Raw genomic sequence first — 20,618 nt, 5'->3', positions numbered from 1 at the left:
TCACATGCAACAATCCGCGCAAGCCCGTCGCTTTCGCGCGACCCGGTCGCGAAGCCGCGCCCGTCCAACAAGATACGCATGGAGAAGACAATGCAGGATCAGTACATCCTGGCGCTAGACCAGGGCACCACCAGTTCGCGCGCGATGCTGTTCGACCGCAACGGCAACGTCGTCTCGGTGGCGCAGAAGGAGTTTCAGCAGATCTATCCGCGTCCGGGCTGGGTCGAGCACGATCCGCAGGAAATCTGGTCGACGCAGGCAGGCGTCGCCGCCGAAGCCGTCACGCGCGCTGGACTGAACGGCACGTCGATCGCCGCGGTCGGCATCACGAACCAGCGCGAGACGACCATCGTCTGGGATCGCGAAACGGGTCATCCGGTCTACAACGCGATCGTCTGGCAAGACCGGCGCACGGCCGACTTCTGCGACCAGTTGAAGGCGCAAGGCCTCGAAGGCATGGTGCGCGCGAAAACGGGTCTGCCCATCGATTCGTACTTCTCCGCGACGAAGATCCGCTGGATTCTGGGCAACGTCGAAGGCGCGCGCGAAAAGGCGAAGCAAGGCAAGCTCGCGTTCGGCACGGTCGACAGCTGGCTCGTGTGGAATTTCACGAAGCACGGGCTGCACATCACCGACGTGACGAACGCATCGCGCACGATGCTCTTCAACATCCATACGCTGCAATGGGACGACGAACTGCTCGACGCGTTCGACATTCCGCGCAGCATGCTGCCCGAAGTGCGTCCGTCGTCCGAGGTGTACGGGCCGACGAAAACGACCGTGTTCGCGTCCGCGATTCCGCTGGCGGGCATCGCCGGCGATCAGCACGCGGCCCTCTTCGGCCAGATGTGCACGCGCTCGGGGATGGTGAAGAACACCTACGGCACCGGCTGCTTTCTCGTGATGAACACAGGCACGAAGCCGATCGAATCGAAGAACAATCTCGTGACGACGATCGCCTGGCAGATCGGCGATCAGGTCAACTACGCGCTCGAAGGCAGCATCTTCATTGCGGGCGCCGTCGTGCAATGGCTGCGCGACGGGCTTGGCGTCATACGCAGCGCGTCGGAGGTCGAAGCGCTCGCGCGCGGCGTGCCGCATTGCGACGGCGTGTATCTCGTGCCCGCGTTCGCGGGTCTCGGCGCGCCACACTGGAACGCGCGCGCGCGCGGCACGCTGTTCGGCGTCACGCGCGGCACCACGTCCGCACATATCGCGCGCGCGGCGCTCGATTCGATCGCGTATCAATCCGTCGATGTGCTGAAGGCGATGGAAGCCGATTCGGGCATACACATCGACGAACTGCGCGTCGATGGCGGCGCGTGCGCGAACAATCTGCTGATGCAGTTCCAGGCCGATATTCTCGGCGTCGACACCGTGCGTCCGCAGGTCAGCGAAACGACGGCGCTCGGCGCCGCGTACCTCGCCGGTCTCGCAACGGGCTACTGGAAAGACATCGCCGAACTGCAGAGCCAGTGGAAGCTCGAACACCGCTTCTCGCCGTCGATGCCCGGCGACGAAGCGAAAGCCTGCCTCGCGGGATGGCAGCGCGCGATCCGCGCCGCCAAGGCATGGGCCGACGCGCCCTGATGCGGCGCCGCCGGTTCCGCGCCCGCACGCGTCCTCGCGTTAGCCCATGCGCCCGCTTGACGCGCCGAACTGCGAAGCACGTATCATGTCGCTTTCAGCCCGCCGCCCGGTTTGCCATTTCATCGGCACGCCGAGGCTCGCGGGCCACGCTTTCCTTCAGTTTTTCCGCATGATCGATCATCTCATTTGCGACTGCGACGGCGTGCTCGTCGACAGCGAAGTCATCGCCGACCGCGTGATGCACGACACGCTCGCCGCGACGTTTCCGACGCTCGATTTCCACGAGATCTGCAAGACGGCTTTCGGCCAGCAGACCTCGCGTTTTCTGAAGAGCGTCGAAGCGGCCTTCGATATCATGCTGCCCGCCGATTTTCTTCAAACCATCGAGACGAACATCGAGGTGGAGTTTGCTTCGTCGCTCTCTGCGATCAGCGGCGTGCGCGATGCGTTGCAGCGCGTGACGCTGCCTGTCGCCGTCGTGTCGAATAGCCATATGGCGCGCGTCAGCGCATCGGTGCGCCGCGCCGGGCTCGCCGAGATTTTCGGGCCGCGCGTGTTCAGCGCCGAGCAGGTCGCGCGCCCGAAGCCTTACCCCGATGTGTATCTGTTCGCCGCGCAACAGCTTGGCGTCGATCCGTCGCGCTGCATCGTCGTCGAGGATAGCGTCGCGGGCTTGAACGCGGCGCGCGCGGCGGGCATGAAGACGATTGCGTTCGTCGGCGCGAGCCATATTCCCGACGGTTACGCGGACGTGCTGCGCAATATGGGCATCACGCGGATCATGCAGCACATGGACGAACTGCCCGCGCTGATCGATGCAGGCGTGCGCGGAGAGTTTGGCGACGTGCAGTCGTAACGACTGATTCGGCGCCGTTGCGCGCGATCGCGCGTGATCGACGCCCGCGCTCGCTTTGCACGAAAAGGCCCGCGTAGCGTCACGCGGGCCTTTTCACCTTTTCACTTCGACTGAACGCTTACCGCATCACGCTTCGTCGGCGCACAGCTCGCGCGCCGCCGCCAGCGCCTGACGGAACTCGACCAGCTCCGCGATCGTCAGCATCGGCATGTCGTGTTTCGCCGCGAACCGCTCGACGTCTGCGCCGCGCATCATCGTGCCGTCGGCGTTCATCAGTTCGCACAGCACGCCTGCGGGCTTCAGTCCGGCGAGCGTCACCAGATCGACTGTCCCTTCCGTGTGGCCGCGGCGCGCCAGCACGCCGCCCGGCATCGCGCGCAGCGGATACACGTGGCCCGGACACACGATGTCCGAAGGCTTCGCGCGATCGGCGATCGCGGCGCGGATCGTCGTGATGCGGTCGACCGCCGACACGCCCGTCGATACGCCCTCGCGCGCCTCGATCGATACCGTGAACGCGGTCGTGTTGCGGCTTTCGTTGTGAACCGTCATCGGCGGCAGATCGAGCGCGCGCACCTTGTCGTCGGTGAGGCACAGGCAGACGATGCCGCTGCATTCGCGAATGAAGAGCGCCATCATCTCGACGCTCATCCGCTCGGCGGCAATGATCAGATCGGCTTCGTTCTCGCGATCATGGTCGTCCTGAAGCACGACGGCGCGGCCCTCGCGCAACGCGGCGAGCGCAGCGGCGATACGCGGCGGAACGGGTTCGGAGGCAAGCAGGGGGAGATCGGCCGTCGCGTCGTCAGCGACGATCGGCGAAGCGGGCCAGACAGATGCAGCAGACCGGGATACAACGGACATGTGAAACGCTCCTCGCAAGAGTGTGGGCGAAAAACGTTTCAGGGCATTGCAAACAGACAAACGCGCCCTGCGGGCCGCGAGCGCGCGTCCATCCAGCAACGGACGACACACCCGCGCCGCTCGCGACGACGAGCAGCACGGCAGGCAGGAACAGTCAGATGACTATCTGCACATCTTCTTCCATCCGGACTTTGACCGTCGGCTCTGGCCTCTCACCAGATCTGCTGACCCTGCGACGAAAACAACGATGCAGGCGCTCGCGGGCTCGCAGACTCTCGCACGATGTGCGCAGCCTGCATACCGCCGGTGGGGAATTTCGCCCCGCCCTGAAGACGTACTGAATGCCGGAACGATCCGGCTCGCAGAGCATACAACAACCCCGCGCGGCGTGCAGCCCGCGCGTACCGCATGGTTCACGCTTCGGATTGACCGCGCGCGGGCGCTTCTTCCGTGACGTCCTTTGCAGGTTCTTTCGCGAACTCCCAGCGCGGCGGCGTCTCCGCATTCACCGTCACGCGAAACGCGCGCGCTTCCGTGTCGCCGGGATTGCGCAGGCTGTGCGGCTGATCGGCATCGAAGACGATCGAATCGCCCGTCGCGAGCAACTGGCGGCGCTGGTGCACGCTGACCTCGATCGTTCCCACGCTGACGACCAGATTCACCGTCGTCCCCGGCGCGCGGCGCGTGCCCTGCTCGGTGTGCAGCGGGGCGATGCGCAACTCGTGGAACTCGGCCGTCGACGGCTCAGCGTCGGGATATAGCGCGCGCGTCCAGAAGCGCCCATTCGACGTGACCACGCGCGCAGTGCTGTCCGCGGGCAAGTGCTCGAAGCCGTTCAAGGCATGTTGGCGCAGGAACGCCGCCACAGACACCTTCAACGCCGCCGCGACCTTGCACAGCACCTTGATCGACGGCACGCTGCGCGCCGATTCGATCTGCGCGAGCATCGCCCGCGAAACGCCCGATGCGCGGGCCAGTGCATCGAGCGACAACTGACGCTCGGCTCGCAGCCGCGCGAGATTCACACCGACGCGATGCTCGAGCGCATCGAACTCCGACGCGCGCGTTTCGTCATGTGCGTGCGGTACATCGTCCTGACCATGATGATCATTAGGACCGTTGGAACCATCGGATGCGCGGTCGCGCACGAGCGCAAGCGGTGATTGCATGGTTGCCTCCTGACACCCCGCGGCAAAGCGGAGCAAGCATGAATGGAGGCAAGCCTAGCACCCGGCTTTCACGCGCCCAACGAAGTTATCTTCACACTGTTATCACGATCGCAGAGGACGCTTATGCGCTGGCGTGCGATGCGAACAGCAAGTGTCGCTGGCGGCGGTTGGCGCGTTTTTATCGCTTGCGGCGCGGCCCTGCATGTCGCGAGAAACGTGCGCTCATCGGATGCATCCAAACGCGGCACGATCGACACAATCGTCCAATGCGAGAGCGCAGCCACGATCATGGCCGCGCTCTCGACCCGCAATGGACTCGCAACGTGCCGCTCAAGCCCGCTCGCGCACTTCACGCGCAACGACGGCGGCAGGCGCATCCATCCGCGCGGCGATCCACGTCACCGCGAGCGCCACGAGCGCGACGATGGCCGCCACATACGGCAGCGCATCGAGCCCATAGCCGTGACCGATCGCGAGCCCGCCGAGCCACGCGCCGCCCGCATTGCCGACATTGAACGCGCCGATGTTGAGCGTCGACGCGAGATTCGGCGCAGCCTTTGCCTTCTCGACGACGCGCATCTGCAGCGGCGGCACCGTCGCAAACGCCGCGATGCCCCAGACGAACACGGTGGCGGCCGCCGCGATCTGCGAATGGCTCGTATGCGCGAACACGGCCATCACGACGGCGAGCGCGATCAGAATGCCCATCAGCGACGGCATCAGCGAGCGGTCCGCGAGCTTGCCGCCGATCGTGTTGCCGACCGTTAGACCGACGCCGAACAGCACGAGAATCAGCGTGACGCCGTGCGGTGTGAAGCCGCTCACCTGTTCGAGGATCGGCGCGATGTACGTGAACACGACGAACACGCCGCCGAAGCCGAGCACTGTCATCGTCAGCGCGAGCCACACTTGCGGCTCTTTCAGCACGCGCACTTCGTGACCCAGCCCCGCCGGCCCCGTGTCATGACGGTTCGGCACGAGCGCAGTCACGCCGAGAAACGACAGCACGCCAAACGCGGCGACGATCCAGAAAGCGACGCGCCAGCCGAACTGCTGGCCGATGAACGTGCCGAATGGCACGCCGAGCACGTTCGCGAGCGTGAGTCCCGTGAACATCAGCGCAATCGCGCTCGCACGCTTTTCCTGCGGCACGAGCGACGCGGCCACCACCGCGCCGATGCCGAAGAACGAGCCGTGCGCGAACGACGTCACGACGCGCGCGATCATCAGCACGGAATAGCCGGACGCGATCGCGCACAGCACGTTGCCGACGATGAACACGCCCATCAGCAGTTGCAGCGCGAGCTTGCGCGGCATCTTGCTGGTGACGACGGCGAGCAGCGGTGCGCCGACGGCCACGCCGAGCGCATAGCCGCTGACGAGCAGACCGGCGGACGGAAGCGACACGGACAGATCCTTCGCCACTTCGGGCAGCAAGCCCATGATGACGAACTCCGTCGTGCCGATGGCGAATGCGCTGATCGCAAGCGCAAGCAAGGGGATAGGCATGTGAGACTCCAGATGACGATTCAGAAGGACGCGCGCCGGACATTGCGCGCTGCCGTCACGAATTCGATGACGACGGCGGGCGCCAGCGCGACGAACAGTTGCACTTCACCCGAGAGCGGCACATCGGCGGTCTGATACGCGACGCCCGACGCCTCCAGCCGCGTGAGGAGCGCCTGCCACTCGTCGCCGTCGTCGAGACGGAACGCGATGTGGTCGATGCGCGGACTCGTACGGCCCGGGTGATGCGGCAGCGTCGAATCGACGAGATGGATCGCGGGCCGGCGATCCGCGGAGCGGCCATCCGCCGGGCGGCTTTCAGCGGGGCGGTCCCCCGCGTACAGCCAGTAGCCGTCTACGCCGAACGGCGGCCGCGCCCCTTCCGTCAGCCCGACGACATCGACGAAGAATTGCCGGGTGGCGTCGAGATCGGACGTGACGATCGTCGCGTGATCGAGATACATGATGCGGACTCCGGGTAAACGCGGATTTCGCGTTTTTCAGGTCGGATTGTCCGCGCCCGTCGCGCTTTTGATAATTGGCGTATCATTTGAATAATTTTCAAACGGTTCTGAATAATGACCGACAATCTGGGCGACATTCGCCTCTTCGTCGAAGCGGCGCAGCTGGGCAGCCTGTCGGCTGCGGGCCGCAAGCTCGGCTTGACGCCGGCGGCCGCCAGCGCGCGCCTCGCGAAGCTCGAAGGCGGACTGAAGGCACGGCTTTTCGAGCGCACGACGCGGCAACTGCGTCTCACCGACGAAGGCCGCCTCTATCTGAACTGCTGCCAGCAGGCGCTGCGCGCGCTAGACGACGCCGAAGCCGCGTTGCAGGAAGGCCAGAACGCCGTGCGCGGCAAGGTGCGCATTTCCGCGACGTCCGATTTCGGCCGCAATCTGCTGATGCACTGGCTCGACGAATTCAACGCGCTTTACCCGGACGTCACGTTCGCGCTGACGCTGTCCGACTCGCTGTCGAATCTGGTGCAGGAAGACATCGATCTGGCGATCCGCTTCGGCGTGCCGCAGGACAGCTCGCTCGTCGCGCGCCGGCTCGCGCCGAATCCGCGCGTGCTGTGCGCGTCGCCGGAATACATTGCGCGGCGCGGCGAGCCGAAAGATCCGCTCGATCTGGCCCGCTTCGATTGCATCGTGCTCGGCACGGCGTCGGGGCCCGTCAACGAATGGCGCTTCACGCGCGGCACCGAGACCGTCACGTATACGGTTCCGCTCGAATCGGCGCGCGAAACCAACGACGGCGCCGTCGCCCGAGAATGGGCGCTGCGCGGCTACGGCATCGTGATCAAGTCGATGTGGGACGTCGAAGCGGACCTGAAAAGCGACGGCCTGCGCGTGCTGCTGCCCGACTGGCGCTATCCCGATGCGCCGCTGCACGCGCTGTATCACCGCAACCGTTTCATGGCGCCGCGCGTGCGCGTGCTGCTCGATTTTCTCGCCGACCGTTTCGCGACGGTGACGGGCGAACTGGAAGCGAAATTCGGCCTGCCGCACCCGCCGGACAGCGAGTGAAAACCGCATGCCGATCCGTCACGGGCGCCCCGGCACGCCGCCAAAGCCCCACGCCGCGAAGGGCTATAATGTTGGACTACGCTGTAAAAACGCGCTTTGGGCTGGCTTGGCCCCGACTCTCGCGCCGGTGGCGCCGCGCGTTTTTGTCTCTTCACCTTTTATTGACGCCCCCAGGTTAATTACTGCGACCGGCGAACACTCGATGACCAAGAAAGTTTATGTAAAGACCTTTGGCTGCCAGATGAACGAGTACGACTCCGACAAGATGGTCGACGTACTCGGCGCGGCTGAAGGCCTCGTCAAGACCGACAACCCCGAAGACGCCGACGTCATTCTGTTCAACACGTGCTCGGTGCGCGAAAAAGCGCAGGAGAAAGTGTTCTCCGATCTCGGCCGCGTGCGCGAACTGAAAGAAGCGAACCCGAATCTGCTGATCGGCGTCGGCGGCTGCGTCGCGAGTCAGGAAGGCGCGTCGATCGTCTCCCGTGCGCCGTACGTCGACCTCGTGTTCGGCCCGCAAACCTTGCACCGTCTGCCGCAGATGATCGACCAGCGCCGCGCGAGCGGCCGTCCGCAGGTCGACATCACTTTCCCCGAAATCGAGAAGTTCGATCACCTGCCGCCCGCGCGCGTCGAAGGCCCGAGCGCGTTCGTGTCGATCATGGAAGGCTGCAGCAAGTACTGCAGCTATTGCGTCGTGCCGTACACGCGCGGCGAGGAAGTGTCGCGTCCGCTCGACGACGTGCTGACGGAAATCGCCGGCCTCGCCGATCAGGGCGTGCGCGAAGTGACGCTGCTCGGCCAGAACGTGAACGCCTATCGAGGCGCGATGACGCCCGGCTCGAATGAAATCGCCGATTTCGCGACGCTGATCGAATACGTCGCGGAGATTCCCGGCATCGAACGGATTCGCTATACGACGTCGCATCCGAAGGAATTCACGCAGCGCCTGATCGACACCTACGCGAAGGTGCCGAAGCTCGTGAACCATCTGCATCTGCCCGTGCAGCACGGCTCCGACCGCATCCTGATGGCGATGAAGCGCGGCTACACCGTGCTCGAATACAAGTCGGTGATCCGCCGGCTGCGCGCGATCCGCCCGGACCTGTCGCTGTCGACGGACATGATCGTCGGCTTCCCCGGCGAGACGGAAGAAGACTTCGACAAGATGATGCAGCTCGTGCACGACATGAGCTACGACACGAGCTTCTCGTTCATCTACAGCCCGCGTCCCGGCACGCCCGCCGCGAACCTGCACGACGACACGCCGCGCGAAGTGAAGCTGCGCCGCCTGCAGCACCTGCAGGCGACCATCGAGGAAAACGTGCAGCGCATCAGCGAGGCGATGGTCGGCAAGGTCGAGCGCATTCTGGTCGAGCGCCCGGCGCGCAAGGACCCGAACGAGCTCGCGGGCCGCACCGAGAACAACCGCGTCGTGAATTTTCCCGCGCCGGTGGAATCGCATGCGCGCCTGATCGGCCAGATGATCGACGTGAAGATCGTGCATGCGTACCCACACTCGCTGCGCGGCGAACTCGTGATGGTTCACGCGGTTCACGACAAGGCGACCGCCACTCATTAAGCCGTAGCGCACCGACAGGATCGAATATCAGCCTTGAAGCCCACTCAGCAACATCTGGAATTCACTGCGCCGCGCGACGATAACGCGCGGCTCGCCAACCTCTGCGGCCCCCTCGACGAGAACCTGAGGCAGATCGAACAGGCACTCGACGTCACGCTGCAACGCCGCGGACACCGCATCAGCATTCGCGGGCGCGGCGCGAAAGTCGCGCTCAATGCGCTCGAAAACTTCTACAACAGCGCGCGCGATCCGCTCTCCGTCGACGACATCCAGCTCGCGCTCGTCGAAGCGCGCCATCCGGGCAACAACGGGCGCCCGAACGGCGGGAACGGCGACACGGAGGAACTCGATCCGCGTTTTCGCGGCGACCCCGATCATCCGTTCGACGAACCGGCGCATGAAGGCGACGTCGAAGTCGAAGAACTCGGCCCGAAGCTGTACACGCGGCGCGCCGACCTGCGCGGCCGCACGCCCGCGCAGCGCGAGTATCTGAAGCAGATCGTCTCGCACGACGTGACGTTCGGCGTCGGCCCGGCGGGGACGGGCAAGACGTACCTTGCCGTCGCGTGCGCCGTCGATTCGCTCGAGCGCGATCAGGTCAAGCGCATCGTGCTGACGCGTCCCGCCGTCGAAGCGGGCGAGCGGCTCGGCTTCCTGCCAGGCGATCTCGCGCAGAAAGTCGATCCGTATCTGCGTCCGCTCTACGACGCGCTTTACGATCTGCTCGGCTTCGACAAGACCGCGAAGATGTTCGAGCGCCAGATGATCGAAATCGCGCCGCTCGCGTACATGCGCGGCCGCACGCTCAATCACGCGTTCATCATTCTCGACGAGGCGCAGAACACGACGCCCGAGCAGATGAAGATGTTCCTCACGCGTATCGGCTTCGGTTCGAAGGCGGTCGTCACGGGCGATACGACGCAGGTCGACTTGCCGCGCGGCCAGAAGAGCGGACTGATCGAAGCGCAACAGGTGCTCGCGAACGTGCGCGGCATCGCGCTCACGCGCTTCACGAGCGCAGACGTGGTGCGGCATCCCCTCGTCGCGCGCATCGTCGAGGCATACGACGCGCACTCGAAGAAAGAAGCGAACGCATCCGACGCGGCCGACGCCGGCCGGTGACACGGACATGAAAAGCACCAAGAACCCCGCATGAGCCGCGCCCCGAAACTGTCGCTGAACCTGCAATTTCCCGCTGGAAAAGCGTGGCCCGGGCACAAGGCGCTGTTGTCCAAGGCAACCGTCGCCGCGTGGATCAAGGCCGCGCTTTTCGCCGACGCCGAGCTGACCGTGCGCTTCGTCGACGCGGACGAAGGCCGCACGCTGAACCGCACGTATCGCGGCAAGGACTACGCGACCAACGTGCTGACCTTCGCGTACGCGGAATCGGAAGACGATCCCGTGACGGGCGATCTGATTCTGTGCTGCCCTGTCGTCGAGAAAGAAGCGAACGAACAGGGCAAGCCGCTCGAAGCGCACTACGCGCATCTGCTCGTCCACGGCACGCTGCACGCCCAAGGCTACGACCACGAGCAAGAGGACGAAGCCGAAGAAATGGAAGCGATCGAAACCGAAGTGCTCGGCAAGCTCGGCTTCCCCGATCCTTACAAATGACGCTTGACGCAGCACCAGGCGACAGAGCCGCCATCGCCGCCCCGTCCCGCAGATCGCAAGTTCTGAAGTAAAGTCCTGCCGCCCATCGATCGAAACCCACGTGAGCCAGCCCCTTTCCTCACCGACGCCGCCTCAGCCCTGCTCCGGCTATCCGCCGTCGCTCGGCGAATCGCGCCTGCTGACGGACGATGAGCTGCGCGCGTCGCTCGATTGCTCGCTGCGCGACTGGGACGGCAAGCGCGACCTTTGGCTCTTCGGCTACGGCTCGCTAATCTGGAACCCTGGCCTGCCGACCGTCGAAGCGATGCGCTCGCGCGTGCACGGCTATCATCGCGGGCTGTATCTGTGGTCGCGCGTCAATCGCGGCACGCCGGAGCAGCCGGGCCTCGTGCTCGCACTCGATCGCGGCGGCTCGTGCAGCGGCATCGCGTTCCGGCTCGCTGCGCAAGGCGCGATGCCGCATCTCGAAGCGCTATGGCGCCGCGAAATGGCGATGGGCTCGTACCGTCCCGCGTGGCTGCCGTGCGTGCTCGGCGACGGAAGGCGCATCGAAGCGCTCGCGTTCGTGATGCGCCGCGACGTGCCGTCATACACGGGCAAGCTTTCCGACGAAGTGGTAAGAACGGTGCTCGGCTGCGCGTCCGGACGCTACGGCACGACGCTCGACTACGTGAACCGCACCGTCGAAGCGCTGCGCGAGAGCGGCATGCCCGATCGCGCGCTGGAGGCGCTGCTTGCGCGCTGCCGCAAGTAAGGGCTGCGCCGCCGCGCGGCGAAAATGCGGCCAACCGCGTCGGCATGGCAGGCATGCCAGGCCTGCCGAAAAGAAGCAGCGGGCAATTTTGACCATGCGCCCCCCGGCGCTCCGATATCAGTTAGGATAAAAGCGAGCGTTGCCCCGCTGGACGTCTTTGCCATCAAACGGCAACAACTGCGCCGGGAACTGCGCTTTGCACCGCCTCGTGCGCCGGGACACAGTCCTGCCATGAGCGTGGTGTATCCTTAACGCTCTGCAACAGCGCGCCCGGCTTTTCGGGGCGCACCACCATGAACGACACGTATCCCAGTCGACGCCACACCAGCGACAAACCCCAGGAAAAACGCTCGCTCCTTGAGCGATTGACCGATTTCATCTCGCCTGAGCCCGATTCTCGCGGCGAACTCCTCGAAATCCTGCAAGACGCGCACGAGCGCAATCTGATCGACGCAGATTCGCTGTCGATGATCGAAGGCGTGTTCCAGGTTTCTGAGCTCTGCGCACGCGACATCATGATTCCGCGCGCGCAAATGGACGCGATCAACATCGCGGACTCCCCCGACGAATTCATTCCGTACATGCTGGAAAAGGCGCACTCGCGCTACCCGGTGTACGAGGGCAACCGCGACAACGTGATCGGTGTGCTGCTCGCAAAAGACCTGCTGCGCTACTACGCCGAAGAAGAAGCCGACGTGCGCGGCATGCTGCGCCCCGCCGTGTTCATCCCCGAGTCGAAGCGCCTGAACGTGCTGCTGCACGACTTCCGCGTGAACCGCAATCACATCGCGATCGTCGTCGACGAATACGGCGGCGTTGCGGGCGTCATCACGATCGAGGACGTGCTGGAGCAGATCGTCGGCGACATCGAGGACGAATACGATTTCGACGAGGAAAGCGGCAACATCATCGCGTCGCCGGACGGCCGCTTCCGCGTGCGCGCGCTGACCGAGATCGAGCAGTTCAACGAAGAGTTCGGCACGCACTTCTCCGACGAGGAAGTCGACACGATCGGCGGACTCGTCACGCACCATTTCGGACGCGTGCCGCATCGCGGCGAGAAGGTGAAGCTCGACGAGCTGATCTTCGAAGTGCTGCGCGCCGACGCGCGGCAGATCCACATGCTGCTCGTGCGCCGCGATCCGCTCGCCGGACAGCGCGAACGCGACGCACAGCACGTGCAAACCTGATTTCCACAGTTCTCATCAAGCCGACCACGCAACAATGGCCGACCCGATCACTTCCCGTCTGCGCCGCGGCGTGACACCCGACGCAGCCGATAGAGGCGCACGGGTGCTGCCGTGGTGGCACTACCTCACGGCCGCCGCCGTCGGCGCGCTCAACACGCTGTCGTTCGCGCCGACGCCGCACGGCGGCTGGCTCGAACTGGCGATCTTCGCTTTCTTCTTCGCGTGGCTCACGCGCACGACGGGCTGGAGGAGCGCCGCCCTCACCGGCTTCGCGTTCGGGTTCGGCAACTACGTGACGGGCGTGTGGTGGCTGTACGTGAGCATGCACTTCTACGGCGGAATGGCCGCGCCGCTCGCGGGCGCGGCGCTCGTGCTTTTCTCGCTGTATCTGGCCATCTATCCGGCGCTCGCTGCCGGCATCTGGTCGTTCTGCGCGGGACATGCGCGCAACGGCAAGCTCGCCGACTTCCAGCCGTTTTCGCCGACGTGGCACGGCGCGTTCGCTTTCGCGAGCGCGTGGGCCATCGGCGAATGGCTGCGCGGCACGGTGTTCACCGGCTTTCCGTGGCTCGCGAGCGGCTATGCGCAGGTCGACGGCCCGTTTGCCGGATTCGCGCCCGTTGCGGGTGTGTACGGCGTCGGCTGGGTGATGACGCTCGCCGCCGCGCTGATCGCGCAAGCCGTGCTGCGCTCGCGTGCGGCGTCAAACGGCTCCGGCACGGCGAACGGCTCCGGCACGGCGAATGGTTCATCACACGTATCGCGCGTCGTCACGCCCGCCGCGATCGCCGTCGCACTGATCGCAGCGGGCCTGCTGCTGCCGCTCGTCGCGTGGACGACGCCCGCCAATGCGCCGCTGACCGTGCGCCTGCTGCAAGGCGACGTGAAGCAGGACATGAAGTTCGAAGAGTCGGGCGTGAAGGCAGCGATCGACGAATACGAGCGGATGATCACCGCGAAGCCCGCCGATCTCGTCGTCACGCCGGAAACCGCGATTCCCGTGCTCGCGCAGGCCATTCCCGAGTCGTTCGCGGTGGCCGTGCGCCGTTTCGCCGATTCGACGAATACGTCGATCGTGTTCGGCGCGATCGGCGGCACGATCACGGCGGAGGGCCACGTCGTCGACTACACGAACAGCCTGTTCGGCATCACGCCGGGCGAGGCGGGCGTGTACCGCTACGACAAGCATCATCTCGTGCCGTTCGGCGAGTTCGTGCCGTGGGGCTTTCGCTGGTTCGTGAACCTGATGAAGATTCCTCTCGGCGATTTTGCGCGCGGCGCGCCCGTGCAAAAGCCGTTCGTCGTGCACAACCAGCCGATCGCCGTCGATATCTGCTACGAGGACATCTTCGGCGAGGAAATCGCGCGCACGGTGCGCGAAAGCGACACGCCCGCAGGCGTGCTCGTCAATTCGACGAATCTCGCATGGTTCGGCAACACGATCGCGCTCGATCAACACTTGCAGATCGCGCGCATGCGCTCGCTCGAAACGGGCCGCCCGATGCTGCGCGCGACGAACACGGGCGCGACGGCCGCCATCGACGCGCGCGGCAACGTGATCGCGCGGCTACCGACGTTCACGGAAGGCTCGATCGAGGCCGTCGTTCAGGGCACCACGGGCAAGACGCCGTACGTGACGAGCGGCAACTACACGGTGCTCGCGGTATCGCTGCTGTTCCTCGCGTTCGGTTTCGCGTTCGGTCCGGGCCGCGAACGGTCGAACGGCAAGAACGGCAAAAGCGGCGCGAGCGACAACCCAAAGCGCAATCGCGACGCCTGACAGGCCCTGAGCAACGGGCGGCGCAACCATAACAAGCACAACGGCGCGCCCCCGTTGAGTCGCCTGGCAATCACCAGGCCCCAGAAAGTCTCAAGCCAACCGGCAATCCGGTAAAATTCAGGGTTTTACAGCACTGGGCCGCGCAACCGGCCGGCTGATTGATCGACGGCCAGCAAGGCCATCGCGTCACGCCAGCCGCACGGCATCCGCGTCCTGCCTGAAAGGCACCTTCAAGGCTCTTCATGCTCACGTTTCAGCAAATCATCCTGACGCTGCAATCCTATTGGGACAAGCAGGGTTGCGCGCTGCTCCAGCCGATCGACATGGAAGTCGGCGCGGGCACGTCCCACGTCCATACGTTCCTGCGCGCGATCGGCCCCGAGCCGTGGCGCGCCGCGTACGTCCAGCCGTCGCGCCGCCCGAAAGACGGCCGCTACGGCGAGAATCCGAACCGCCTGCAGCACTATTACCAGTATCAGGTCGTGCTGAAGCCCGCGCCGGAAAATATTCTGGACCTGTACCTCGGCTCGCTCGAAGCGCTCGGCTTCGACCTGAAGCAGAACGACGTGCGCTTCGTCGAGGACGACTGGGAAAATCCGACGCTCGGCGCCTGGGGTCTCGGCTGGGAAGTGTGGCTGAACGGCATGGAAGTGACGCAGTTCACGTACTTCCAGCAGGTGGGCGGCCTCGACTGCAAGCCGGTGCTCGGCGAAATCACCTACGGCCTCGAACGCCTCGCGATGTATCTGCAGAAGGTCGAGAACGTCTATGACCTGATCTGGACCGAATGGGAAGAAGAAGGCCCGAACGGTCCCGAACTGCGCCGTCTCACTTACGGCGACGTGTATCACCAGAACGAAGTCGAGCAGTCGACGTACAACTTCGAGCAGGCCAACACCGACCTGCTGTTCACGTTCTTCAACAGCTACGAGAGCGAAGCGAAGCGCATGATCGAAGTGCCGCTCGCGCTGCCCGCATACGAACTCGTGCTGAAGGCCGCTCACACGTTCAACCTGCTCGACTCGCGCGGCGCGATCTCGGTGACGGAGCGCGCGGCTTACATCGGCCGCATTCGCGCGCTGTCACGCCTCGTCGCGCAAGCGTATTACGACTCGCGCGAAAAGCTCGGCTTTCCGATGCTCGGCAATCCCGTGCACCGCGTGCCCGGCCTCACCACCGACGAACAGGACGCCGCGCTGCCCGCGTGGGCGCCGCCGCTCAAAGTCGAACGCAAGATCGATCAGGACTGACGAGACCAAGAAGACATGACGCAATCCCATCAAGCCACCCTGCTCGTCGAACTGCTGACCGAGGAACTGCCGCCCAAAGCGCTCGCGCGTCTTGGTGACGCGTTCGCGGAAGGCATCGCGCAACGCCTCGCCGCGCGCGATCTGATCGAAGGCGAACTGTCGTTCCAGCGTTACGCCACGCCGCGACGCCTCGCCGTGACCGTGAAGAACGTGCGCACTGTCGCGCCGGAAAAACACGTGCGCGAAAAAGTGCTGCCCGTCTCCGTCGCGCTCGATGCGAACGGCCAGCCCACACCACCGCTCGCGAAGAAGCTCGCGGCGCTCGGCTTCCCCGATTTCTCGGTGAACGAACTCGAACGCGCGAACGACGGCAAGGCCGACGCGTTCTTCCTGCGCTACGCGGCGCCCGGCGCGACGCTCGCCGAAGGACTGCAAGCCGCGCTCGACGAAACGCTCGCGAAGCTGCCCATCCCGAAGGTCATGACGTATCAGCGCCCGGACGGCTCGAACGTGCAGTTCGTGCGCCCCGTGCATCGTCTGACGGTGCTGCATGACAACCATGTCGTGCCCATCACGGCGTTTGGCATCGACGCCGACGACACGACGCTCGGCCACCGCTTCCTGTCCGAAGGCTACGTGCAGATCCAGCACGCGGATCATTACGCCGACACGCTGATGCACAAGGGCCACGTGGTGTCGAGCTTCACGGACCGCAAGGAAGCGATCCGCGAGCATCTGCTCGCGCACGCGAACGGCGATCGGGTGGTGATGCCAGAGTCGCTGCTCGACGAAGTGACGTCGCTTGTCGAATGGCCCGTCGTCTACGCATGCAAGTTCGAAGACGAGTTCCTGCAAGTGCCGCAGGAATGCCTGATCCTCACGATGCAGACGAACCAGAAGTACTTCGCGCTCACCGATGCGAACGGCAAGCTGCGCTCGCGTTTTCTTATCGTATCGAACATCGAGACGAAGACGCCTGTCGAGATCGTCGAAGGCAATGAGCGTGTCGTGCGTCCGCGTCTCGCCGACGCGAAGTTCTTCTTCGAGCACGACAAGAAGAAGCCGCTCGCCGAGCGCGTGCCGCAACTCGCGAACGTCGTCTATCACAACAAGCTCGGCTCGGCGCTGCAACGCGTCGAGCGTGTCGAAGCACTGTCGGCCGTGATCGCGCAGATGATCGGCGCGGACGTCGCGCTCGCGAAGCGCGGCGCGCATCTCGCGAAGGCCGACCTGCTGACCGACATGGTCGGCGAATTCCCCGAGTTGCAAGGCACGATGGGCACGTACTACGCCCGCCACGACGGCGAACCGGAAGAGGTCGCGCTCGCGTGCACGGAGCACTATCACCCGCGCTTCTCCGGCGACGCATTGCCGTCGACGGCGACGGGCACGGTCGTCGCGCTCGCCGACAAGCTCGAAACGATCGTCGGCATCTGGGGCATCGGCCTTCAGCCGACGGGCGAAAAAGATCCGTTCGCGCTGCGCCGTCACGCGCTCGGCGTGCTGCGCATTCTGGTCGAGAAGCAGTTGCCCGTCGATCTCGTCGAACTGCTGCGCGCCGCTTACGCGCAATTCGCGAACGTGCCGAATGTCACCGATTCGACGCAAGCAATCTACGACTTCTGCATCGACCGTCTGCGCGGCCTGCTGCGCGAGCGCGGCTATGCCGTCGGCGAAGTCGATGCCGTGCTCGCGTTGAACCCCACGCGCTTCGACGACATCGTCGAGCGTCTGGATGCCGTGCGCGAATTCGCGGCGCTCGCGGACGCAGCATCGCTTGCGGCCGCGAACAAGCGCATCTCGAACATCCTGAAGAAGTCGGAAGGCGCGAAGGTCGACGGCGTGGATATCGCGTTGCTCATCGAAGCGGCCGAAAAGGCGCTGCATGCGCAACTCGAACAGGTCACGCCGCGCGTGCAGTCCCAACTGGCCGAGCGCCAGTACACGGGCGCGCTGTCGGCGCTCGCGGCGCTGCGCGAACCCGTCGATACGTTCTTCAACGACGTGATGGTCAATGCCGAAGATCCGGCGCTGCGCGCGAATCGCCTCGCGCTGCTCGGCGCGCTGCATCAGCAGATGAACTGCGTCGCCGATATTTCTCGCCTCGCCGCCTGAGCACCACATCATGCCGATTAGCGCAAAGAAACTCGTGGTGCTCGACCGGGACGGCGTGATCAACGTCGACTCGGACGCGTACATCAAGTCGCCCGACGAGTGGGTCGCCCTGCCCGGCAGCCTCGAAGCGATCGCGCGGCTGAATCAGGCCGGTTATCGCGTGGCTATCGCGACGAACCAGTCGGGCATCGGCCGCGGTCTGTTCGACATGAATGCACTCAACGCGATGCATCTGAAGATGCATCGCGCGGCAGCGGCTGTCGGCGCGCGCATCGACGCGGTGTTCTTCTGCCCGCACACGGCGGAAGATCACTGCGAGTGCCGCAAGCCGAAGCCCGGCATGCTGAAGCTGATTGCCGAGCGCTTCGAGATCGAGCCATCCGAAACACCCGCGGTCGGCGATTCGCTGCGCGATCTGCAGGCGGCCGCCGCGCTCGGTTTCATCCCGCATCTGGTGCTGACGGGCAAGGGCAAGAAGACGCTCGCGGCAGGCGGCCTGCCCGAAGGCACGCGCGTGCACGACGACTTGCGCGCCTTCGCACTCGACTTCCTTGCCGAAGAACAAGAATGACGCGCACGAGCGCGCCCTCATCTCACCGACCACACCGATGCGCTTCATCCGATCGCTGTTGCTGCTGATCTTCTTCGCGGTCTTCACGATTCCGTACGCGACCGCGTGCTTCCTCGCGTTTCCGTTCCTGCGCGCCGACAACCGCTACTGGATGGCCGTCGGCTGGTGCCGCGTGACGCTCGCCGTCGTGCGCGTGCTGAACGGCATCCGTTACGAAGTGCAAGGCATCGAGAATCTGCCGCGCGGTCCGGCCGTGCTGCTGTCGAAACATCAGTCCGCGTGGGAGACGCTCGCGTTCCCCGCGCTGATGCCGCGCCCGCTGTGCTATGTGTTCAAGCGTGAGCTGCTGTACGTGCCGTTCTTCGGATGGGCGCTCGGCTTGCTGAAGATGATTCACATCGACCGCAAGGAAGGCAAGAACGCGTTTGCGTCGGTGACGAGGCAGGGCGCGCGCCGCATGTCGGAAGGCGCGTGGGTCATCATGTTCCCCGAAGGCACACGCACGCCGACGGGCAAGCAAGGCAAGTACAAGACGGGTGGCGCGCGCTTCGCGGTCGCGACGGGCGCAGTCGTCGTTCCCATCGCGCACAACGCGGGTCGCGTGTGGCCCCGCAACTCGTTTACGAAATATCCGGGTATAGTCACAGTGTCGATCGGCAAACCGATCGACACCACCGGGCTCACGCCCGACGAAGTGAACACGCGCGTCGAAACGTGGATCGAGGCAGAAATGCGCCGCATCGATCCAGCCGCCTACGGTGTCGAGCAGAATACGCCCGCCGCCGCCCGTATCTGACGCGCCACGCCGCAACAGACATGTGCAACATGCGTGCCTTGCGCGACGTATCAGCGCGAAGTGAGTCCGATGCAGAAGTCTCCAAAGCCGCAGCCTGCTGCGGCGCTCGATAGCCGGCAACTCGATCTGCCGCTCTTCGACGAGCCGGGCCAGTCTGCCGCGCCGCCGCAGTCCAAGCCCGCCGTTCCCCTTGCTCCCGACGGTTCGAAACTGCGCAGCGTCACGCTCGGCGCGCGCACGCTGTATTACGCGTTGAAGCGCTCGTCGCGCCGCTCGATCGGCTTCGCGATCGACAGCACGGGTCTCACGATCACGGCGCCGCGCTGGGTCACGCTCACAGACATCGAAACAGCGATCGTCGAAAAGCAGCGCTGGATTTTCACGAAGCTCACCGAATGGCAGACGCGCACCGAACAGCGCGTGATGCCGCGCGTCGACTGGAAAGACGGCGCCGAGTTGCCGTATCTCGGACAGACCGTGCGCGTGACGCTTGTGGCGCCGAACGGCCTCGTCGCATTCGATGCCGAACAGAATGTGCTCGCGTTGCCGTTGCCCGCGCACGCCGATCCGCAGCAGATCAAGGACCGCGTGCAAGGCTGGCTGCAAGGCGAGGCGAAGCGCATCTTCGGTGAACGTCTCGATGTGTATGCGCAGAAGCTGGGCGTCACGTATCGCGCGTATGCGTTGTCATCGGCGGCGACGCGCTGGGGCAGTTGTTCGAGCGACGGCAAGATCCGGCTGAACTGGCGGCTGATTCACTTCCCGCTGTCGATCATCGACTATGTGACCGCACATGAGCTCGCGCATCTGCGCGAGATGAACCACAGTCCGCGCTTTTGGCAGACTGTCGAATCGATCTTCCCCGAGTTCAAGGAAGCGCGGCAGACGCTCAAGCATCATCCGCCCGAGTTGCTGCCTACGCTGTAAAGCAAAAGCGCCGGACTCATCATCCGGCGCTTTCGTTTTTACATCACGACTTCTTTTGAATGAACTCGATCTTGTAGCCGACCGGGTCGGTGACGAATGCGATCACCGTGGCGCCATGCTTCATCGGACCGGCTTCGCGCACCACCGTGCCGCCCTGCTGCTTGATCTTCTCGCATGCCGCATACGCATCGTCGACTTCGACGGCGAGGTGGCCGAATGCATTGCCCATCTCGTACGACTCGGTGTCCCAGTTGTGGGTGAGCTCGATCACCGTGCCGTCTTTTTCATCTTCGTAGCCGACGAAGGCGAGCGTGAACTTGCCTTCCGGATAGTCATTGCGGCGCAGCACTTTCATGCCAAGCAGTTCCGTGTAGAACTTGATCGAGCGGTCGAGATTGCCGACTCGAAGCATCGTGTGAAGAAGGCGCATCGTGTACTCCCCAGTTGCTTGATGATGTCGAGGACCACAATGTACAGAAAAAGCCGCGCACCCGCTGACGGCGAAATCACGGCGGCGTTCTCGCT

The 20,618-nt window shown here is 64.7% G+C and carries 19 protein-coding genes and 1 riboswitch; of the genes, 14 read left to right on the top strand and 5 right to left on the bottom strand.

Annotated elements, in window-relative coordinates; all coding sequences use genetic code 11:
* The first annotated feature begins 90 nt into the window (after window positions 1–90).
* The gene (gene glpK / locus AB4Y32_RS02410) at window positions 91–1,590 is read left to right on the top strand and encodes a glycerol kinase GlpK (RefSeq protein ID WP_368719992.1); all 1,500 of its coding nucleotides are present in this window, start codon (window positions 91–93) and stop codon (window positions 1,588–1,590) included.
* Window positions 1,591–1,759: 169 nt separating this feature from the next.
* Entirely contained in the window at window positions 1,760–2,446 is a 687-nt protein-coding gene (locus AB4Y32_RS02405) for an HAD family hydrolase (RefSeq protein WP_368719991.1), read from the top strand.
* A 126-nt stretch (window positions 2,447–2,572) separates the two neighbouring features.
* Here AB4Y32_RS02405 and ribB read toward each other — a convergent pair whose 3' ends face one another.
* The 4 genes from ribB to AB4Y32_RS02385 form a co-directional block, all read right to left on the bottom strand.
* On the bottom strand, window positions 2,573–3,310 hold the full coding sequence (ribB, locus tag AB4Y32_RS02400; RefSeq protein ID WP_368719796.1) for a 3,4-dihydroxy-2-butanone-4-phosphate synthase: 738 nt from the start codon (window positions 3,308–3,310) through the stop codon (window positions 2,573–2,575).
* A 168-nt stretch (window positions 3,311–3,478) separates the two neighbouring features.
* Window positions 3,479–3,648: riboswitch (FMN riboswitch) on the bottom strand.
* 75 nt (window positions 3,649–3,723) lie between these two features.
* On the bottom strand, window positions 3,724–4,479 hold the full coding sequence (locus tag AB4Y32_RS02395; RefSeq protein WP_368719795.1) for a helix-turn-helix domain-containing protein: 756 nt from the start codon (window positions 4,477–4,479) through the stop codon (window positions 3,724–3,726).
* A 330-nt stretch (window positions 4,480–4,809) separates the two neighbouring features.
* A complete protein-coding gene (locus AB4Y32_RS02390) occupies window positions 4,810–5,988 on the bottom strand; it encodes an MFS transporter (protein WP_368719794.1) in 1,179 nt (392 codons plus the stop codon).
* 20 nt (window positions 5,989–6,008) lie between these two features.
* A complete protein-coding gene (locus AB4Y32_RS02385; RefSeq protein ID WP_368719793.1) occupies window positions 6,009–6,449 on the bottom strand; it encodes a VOC family protein in 441 nt (146 codons plus the stop codon).
* Between the two features lie 114 nt (window positions 6,450–6,563).
* Between AB4Y32_RS02385 and AB4Y32_RS02380 the strand changes: the two genes are divergently transcribed.
* The 12 genes from AB4Y32_RS02380 to AB4Y32_RS02325 all read left to right on the top strand — a co-directional run bounded on the left by AB4Y32_RS02380 (window position 6,564) and on the right by AB4Y32_RS02325 (window position 20,093).
* Window positions 6,564–7,514: a LysR family transcriptional regulator gene (locus tag AB4Y32_RS02380; protein WP_368719792.1), complete on the top strand. Its 951-nt coding sequence runs from the start codon at window positions 6,564–6,566 to the stop codon at window positions 7,512–7,514.
* Window positions 7,515–7,716: 202 nt separating this feature from the next.
* Window positions 7,717–9,096 (top strand): tRNA (N6-isopentenyl adenosine(37)-C2)-methylthiotransferase MiaB, encoded by a 1,380-nt coding sequence (gene miaB, locus AB4Y32_RS02375; RefSeq protein WP_368719791.1) that lies wholly within the window; start codon window positions 7,717–7,719, stop codon window positions 9,094–9,096.
* 33 nt (window positions 9,097–9,129) lie between these two features.
* On the top strand, window positions 9,130–10,218 hold the full coding sequence (locus AB4Y32_RS02370) for a PhoH family protein (RefSeq protein ID WP_368719790.1): 1,089 nt from the start codon (window positions 9,130–9,132) through the stop codon (window positions 10,216–10,218).
* A gap of 30 nt (window positions 10,219–10,248) precedes the next feature.
* The gene (gene ybeY / locus AB4Y32_RS02365; protein WP_368719789.1) at window positions 10,249–10,710 is read left to right on the top strand and encodes an rRNA maturation RNase YbeY; all 462 of its coding nucleotides are present in this window, start codon (window positions 10,249–10,251) and stop codon (window positions 10,708–10,710) included.
* 100 nt (window positions 10,711–10,810) lie between these two features.
* Window positions 10,811–11,464, top strand: a complete 654-nt coding sequence (locus tag AB4Y32_RS02360; RefSeq protein ID WP_368719788.1) for a gamma-glutamylcyclotransferase — start codon at window positions 10,811–10,813, stop codon at window positions 11,462–11,464.
* Window positions 11,465–11,757: 293 nt separating this feature from the next.
* On the top strand, window positions 11,758–12,654 hold the full coding sequence (locus AB4Y32_RS02355; protein ID WP_368719787.1) for an HlyC/CorC family transporter: 897 nt from the start codon (window positions 11,758–11,760) through the stop codon (window positions 12,652–12,654).
* A 34-nt stretch (window positions 12,655–12,688) separates the two neighbouring features.
* Window positions 12,689–14,434, top strand: coding sequence for an apolipoprotein N-acyltransferase (gene lnt / locus AB4Y32_RS02350; RefSeq protein WP_368719786.1), 1,746 nt, complete (start codon window positions 12,689–12,691; stop codon window positions 14,432–14,434).
* 242 nt (window positions 14,435–14,676) lie between these two features.
* Window positions 14,677–15,684 (top strand): glycine--tRNA ligase subunit alpha, encoded by a 1,008-nt coding sequence (gene glyQ / locus AB4Y32_RS02345; RefSeq protein ID WP_368719785.1) that lies wholly within the window; start codon window positions 14,677–14,679, stop codon window positions 15,682–15,684.
* A gap of 15 nt (window positions 15,685–15,699) precedes the next feature.
* Entirely contained in the window at window positions 15,700–17,799 is a 2,100-nt protein-coding gene (glyS, locus tag AB4Y32_RS02340) for a glycine--tRNA ligase subunit beta (RefSeq protein WP_368719784.1), read from the top strand.
* Window positions 17,800–17,809: 10 nt separating this feature from the next.
* Window positions 17,810–18,370, top strand: a complete 561-nt coding sequence (gene gmhB, locus AB4Y32_RS02335; protein WP_087734066.1) for a D-glycero-beta-D-manno-heptose 1,7-bisphosphate 7-phosphatase — start codon at window positions 17,810–17,812, stop codon at window positions 18,368–18,370.
* Window positions 18,371–18,407: 37 nt separating this feature from the next.
* Window positions 18,408–19,166: a lysophospholipid acyltransferase family protein gene (locus AB4Y32_RS02330; protein WP_368719783.1), complete on the top strand. Its 759-nt coding sequence runs from the start codon at window positions 18,408–18,410 to the stop codon at window positions 19,164–19,166.
* Window positions 19,167–19,235: 69 nt separating this feature from the next.
* Window positions 19,236–20,093, top strand: coding sequence for a M48 family metallopeptidase (locus AB4Y32_RS02325; protein WP_368719782.1), 858 nt, complete (start codon window positions 19,236–19,238; stop codon window positions 20,091–20,093).
* Between the two features lie 43 nt (window positions 20,094–20,136).
* On the opposite strand, the gene gloA is transcribed toward AB4Y32_RS02325, so the two are convergent.
* Entirely contained in the window at window positions 20,137–20,523 is a 387-nt protein-coding gene (gene gloA, locus AB4Y32_RS02320) for a lactoylglutathione lyase (RefSeq protein WP_368719781.1), read from the bottom strand.
* Window positions 20,524–20,618: the final 95 nt, after the last annotated feature.

Source organism: Paraburkholderia phymatum (assembly GCF_040965635.1).
Lineage (GTDB): Bacteria > Pseudomonadota > Gammaproteobacteria > Burkholderiales > Burkholderiaceae > Paraburkholderia > Paraburkholderia phymatum_B.
This window is presented reverse-complemented; position numbering and strand designations above follow the sequence as displayed.

Excerpts from the sequence above, each read along its gene's own strand:
- AB4Y32_RS02325 (WP_368719782.1), top strand. The coding sequence starts at position 19,236 with ATGCAGAAGTCTCCAAAGCCGCAGCCTGCTGCGGCGCTCGATAGCCGG.
- AB4Y32_RS02405 (WP_368719991.1), top strand. The coding sequence starts at position 1,760 with ATGATCGATCATCTCATTTGCGACTGCGACGGCGTGCTCGTCGACAGC.
- ybeY (WP_368719789.1), top strand. The coding sequence starts at position 10,249 with ATGAGCCGCGCCCCGAAACTGTCGCTGAACCTGCAATTTCCCGCTGGA.
- AB4Y32_RS02380 (WP_368719792.1), top strand. The coding sequence starts at position 6,564 with ATGACCGACAATCTGGGCGACATTCGCCTCTTCGTCGAAGCGGCGCAG.
- glyS (WP_368719784.1), top strand. The coding sequence starts at position 15,700 with ATGACGCAATCCCATCAAGCCACCCTGCTCGTCGAACTGCTGACCGAG.
- AB4Y32_RS02390 (WP_368719794.1), bottom strand. The coding sequence starts at position 5,988 with ATGCCTATCCCCTTGCTTGCGCTTGCGATCAGCGCATTCGCCATCGGC.
- miaB (WP_368719791.1), top strand. The coding sequence starts at position 7,717 with ATGACCAAGAAAGTTTATGTAAAGACCTTTGGCTGCCAGATGAACGAG.
- glyQ (WP_368719785.1), top strand. The coding sequence starts at position 14,677 with ATGCTCACGTTTCAGCAAATCATCCTGACGCTGCAATCCTATTGGGAC.
- AB4Y32_RS02385 (WP_368719793.1), bottom strand. The coding sequence starts at position 6,449 with ATGTATCTCGATCACGCGACGATCGTCACGTCCGATCTCGACGCCACC.
- gloA (WP_368719781.1), bottom strand. The coding sequence starts at position 20,523 with ATGCGCCTTCTTCACACGATGCTTCGAGTCGGCAATCTCGACCGCTCG.
- AB4Y32_RS02395 (WP_368719795.1), bottom strand. The coding sequence starts at position 4,479 with ATGCAATCACCGCTTGCGCTCGTGCGCGACCGCGCATCCGATGGTTCC.
- glpK (WP_368719992.1), top strand. The coding sequence starts at position 91 with ATGCAGGATCAGTACATCCTGGCGCTAGACCAGGGCACCACCAGTTCG.
- gmhB (WP_087734066.1), top strand. The coding sequence starts at position 17,810 with ATGCCGATTAGCGCAAAGAAACTCGTGGTGCTCGACCGGGACGGCGTG.
- AB4Y32_RS02355 (WP_368719787.1), top strand. The coding sequence starts at position 11,758 with ATGAACGACACGTATCCCAGTCGACGCCACACCAGCGACAAACCCCAG.
- lnt (WP_368719786.1), top strand. The coding sequence starts at position 12,689 with ATGGCCGACCCGATCACTTCCCGTCTGCGCCGCGGCGTGACACCCGAC.
- AB4Y32_RS02330 (WP_368719783.1), top strand. The coding sequence starts at position 18,408 with ATGCGCTTCATCCGATCGCTGTTGCTGCTGATCTTCTTCGCGGTCTTC.
- ribB (WP_368719796.1), bottom strand. The coding sequence starts at position 3,310 with ATGTCCGTTGTATCCCGGTCTGCTGCATCTGTCTGGCCCGCTTCGCCG.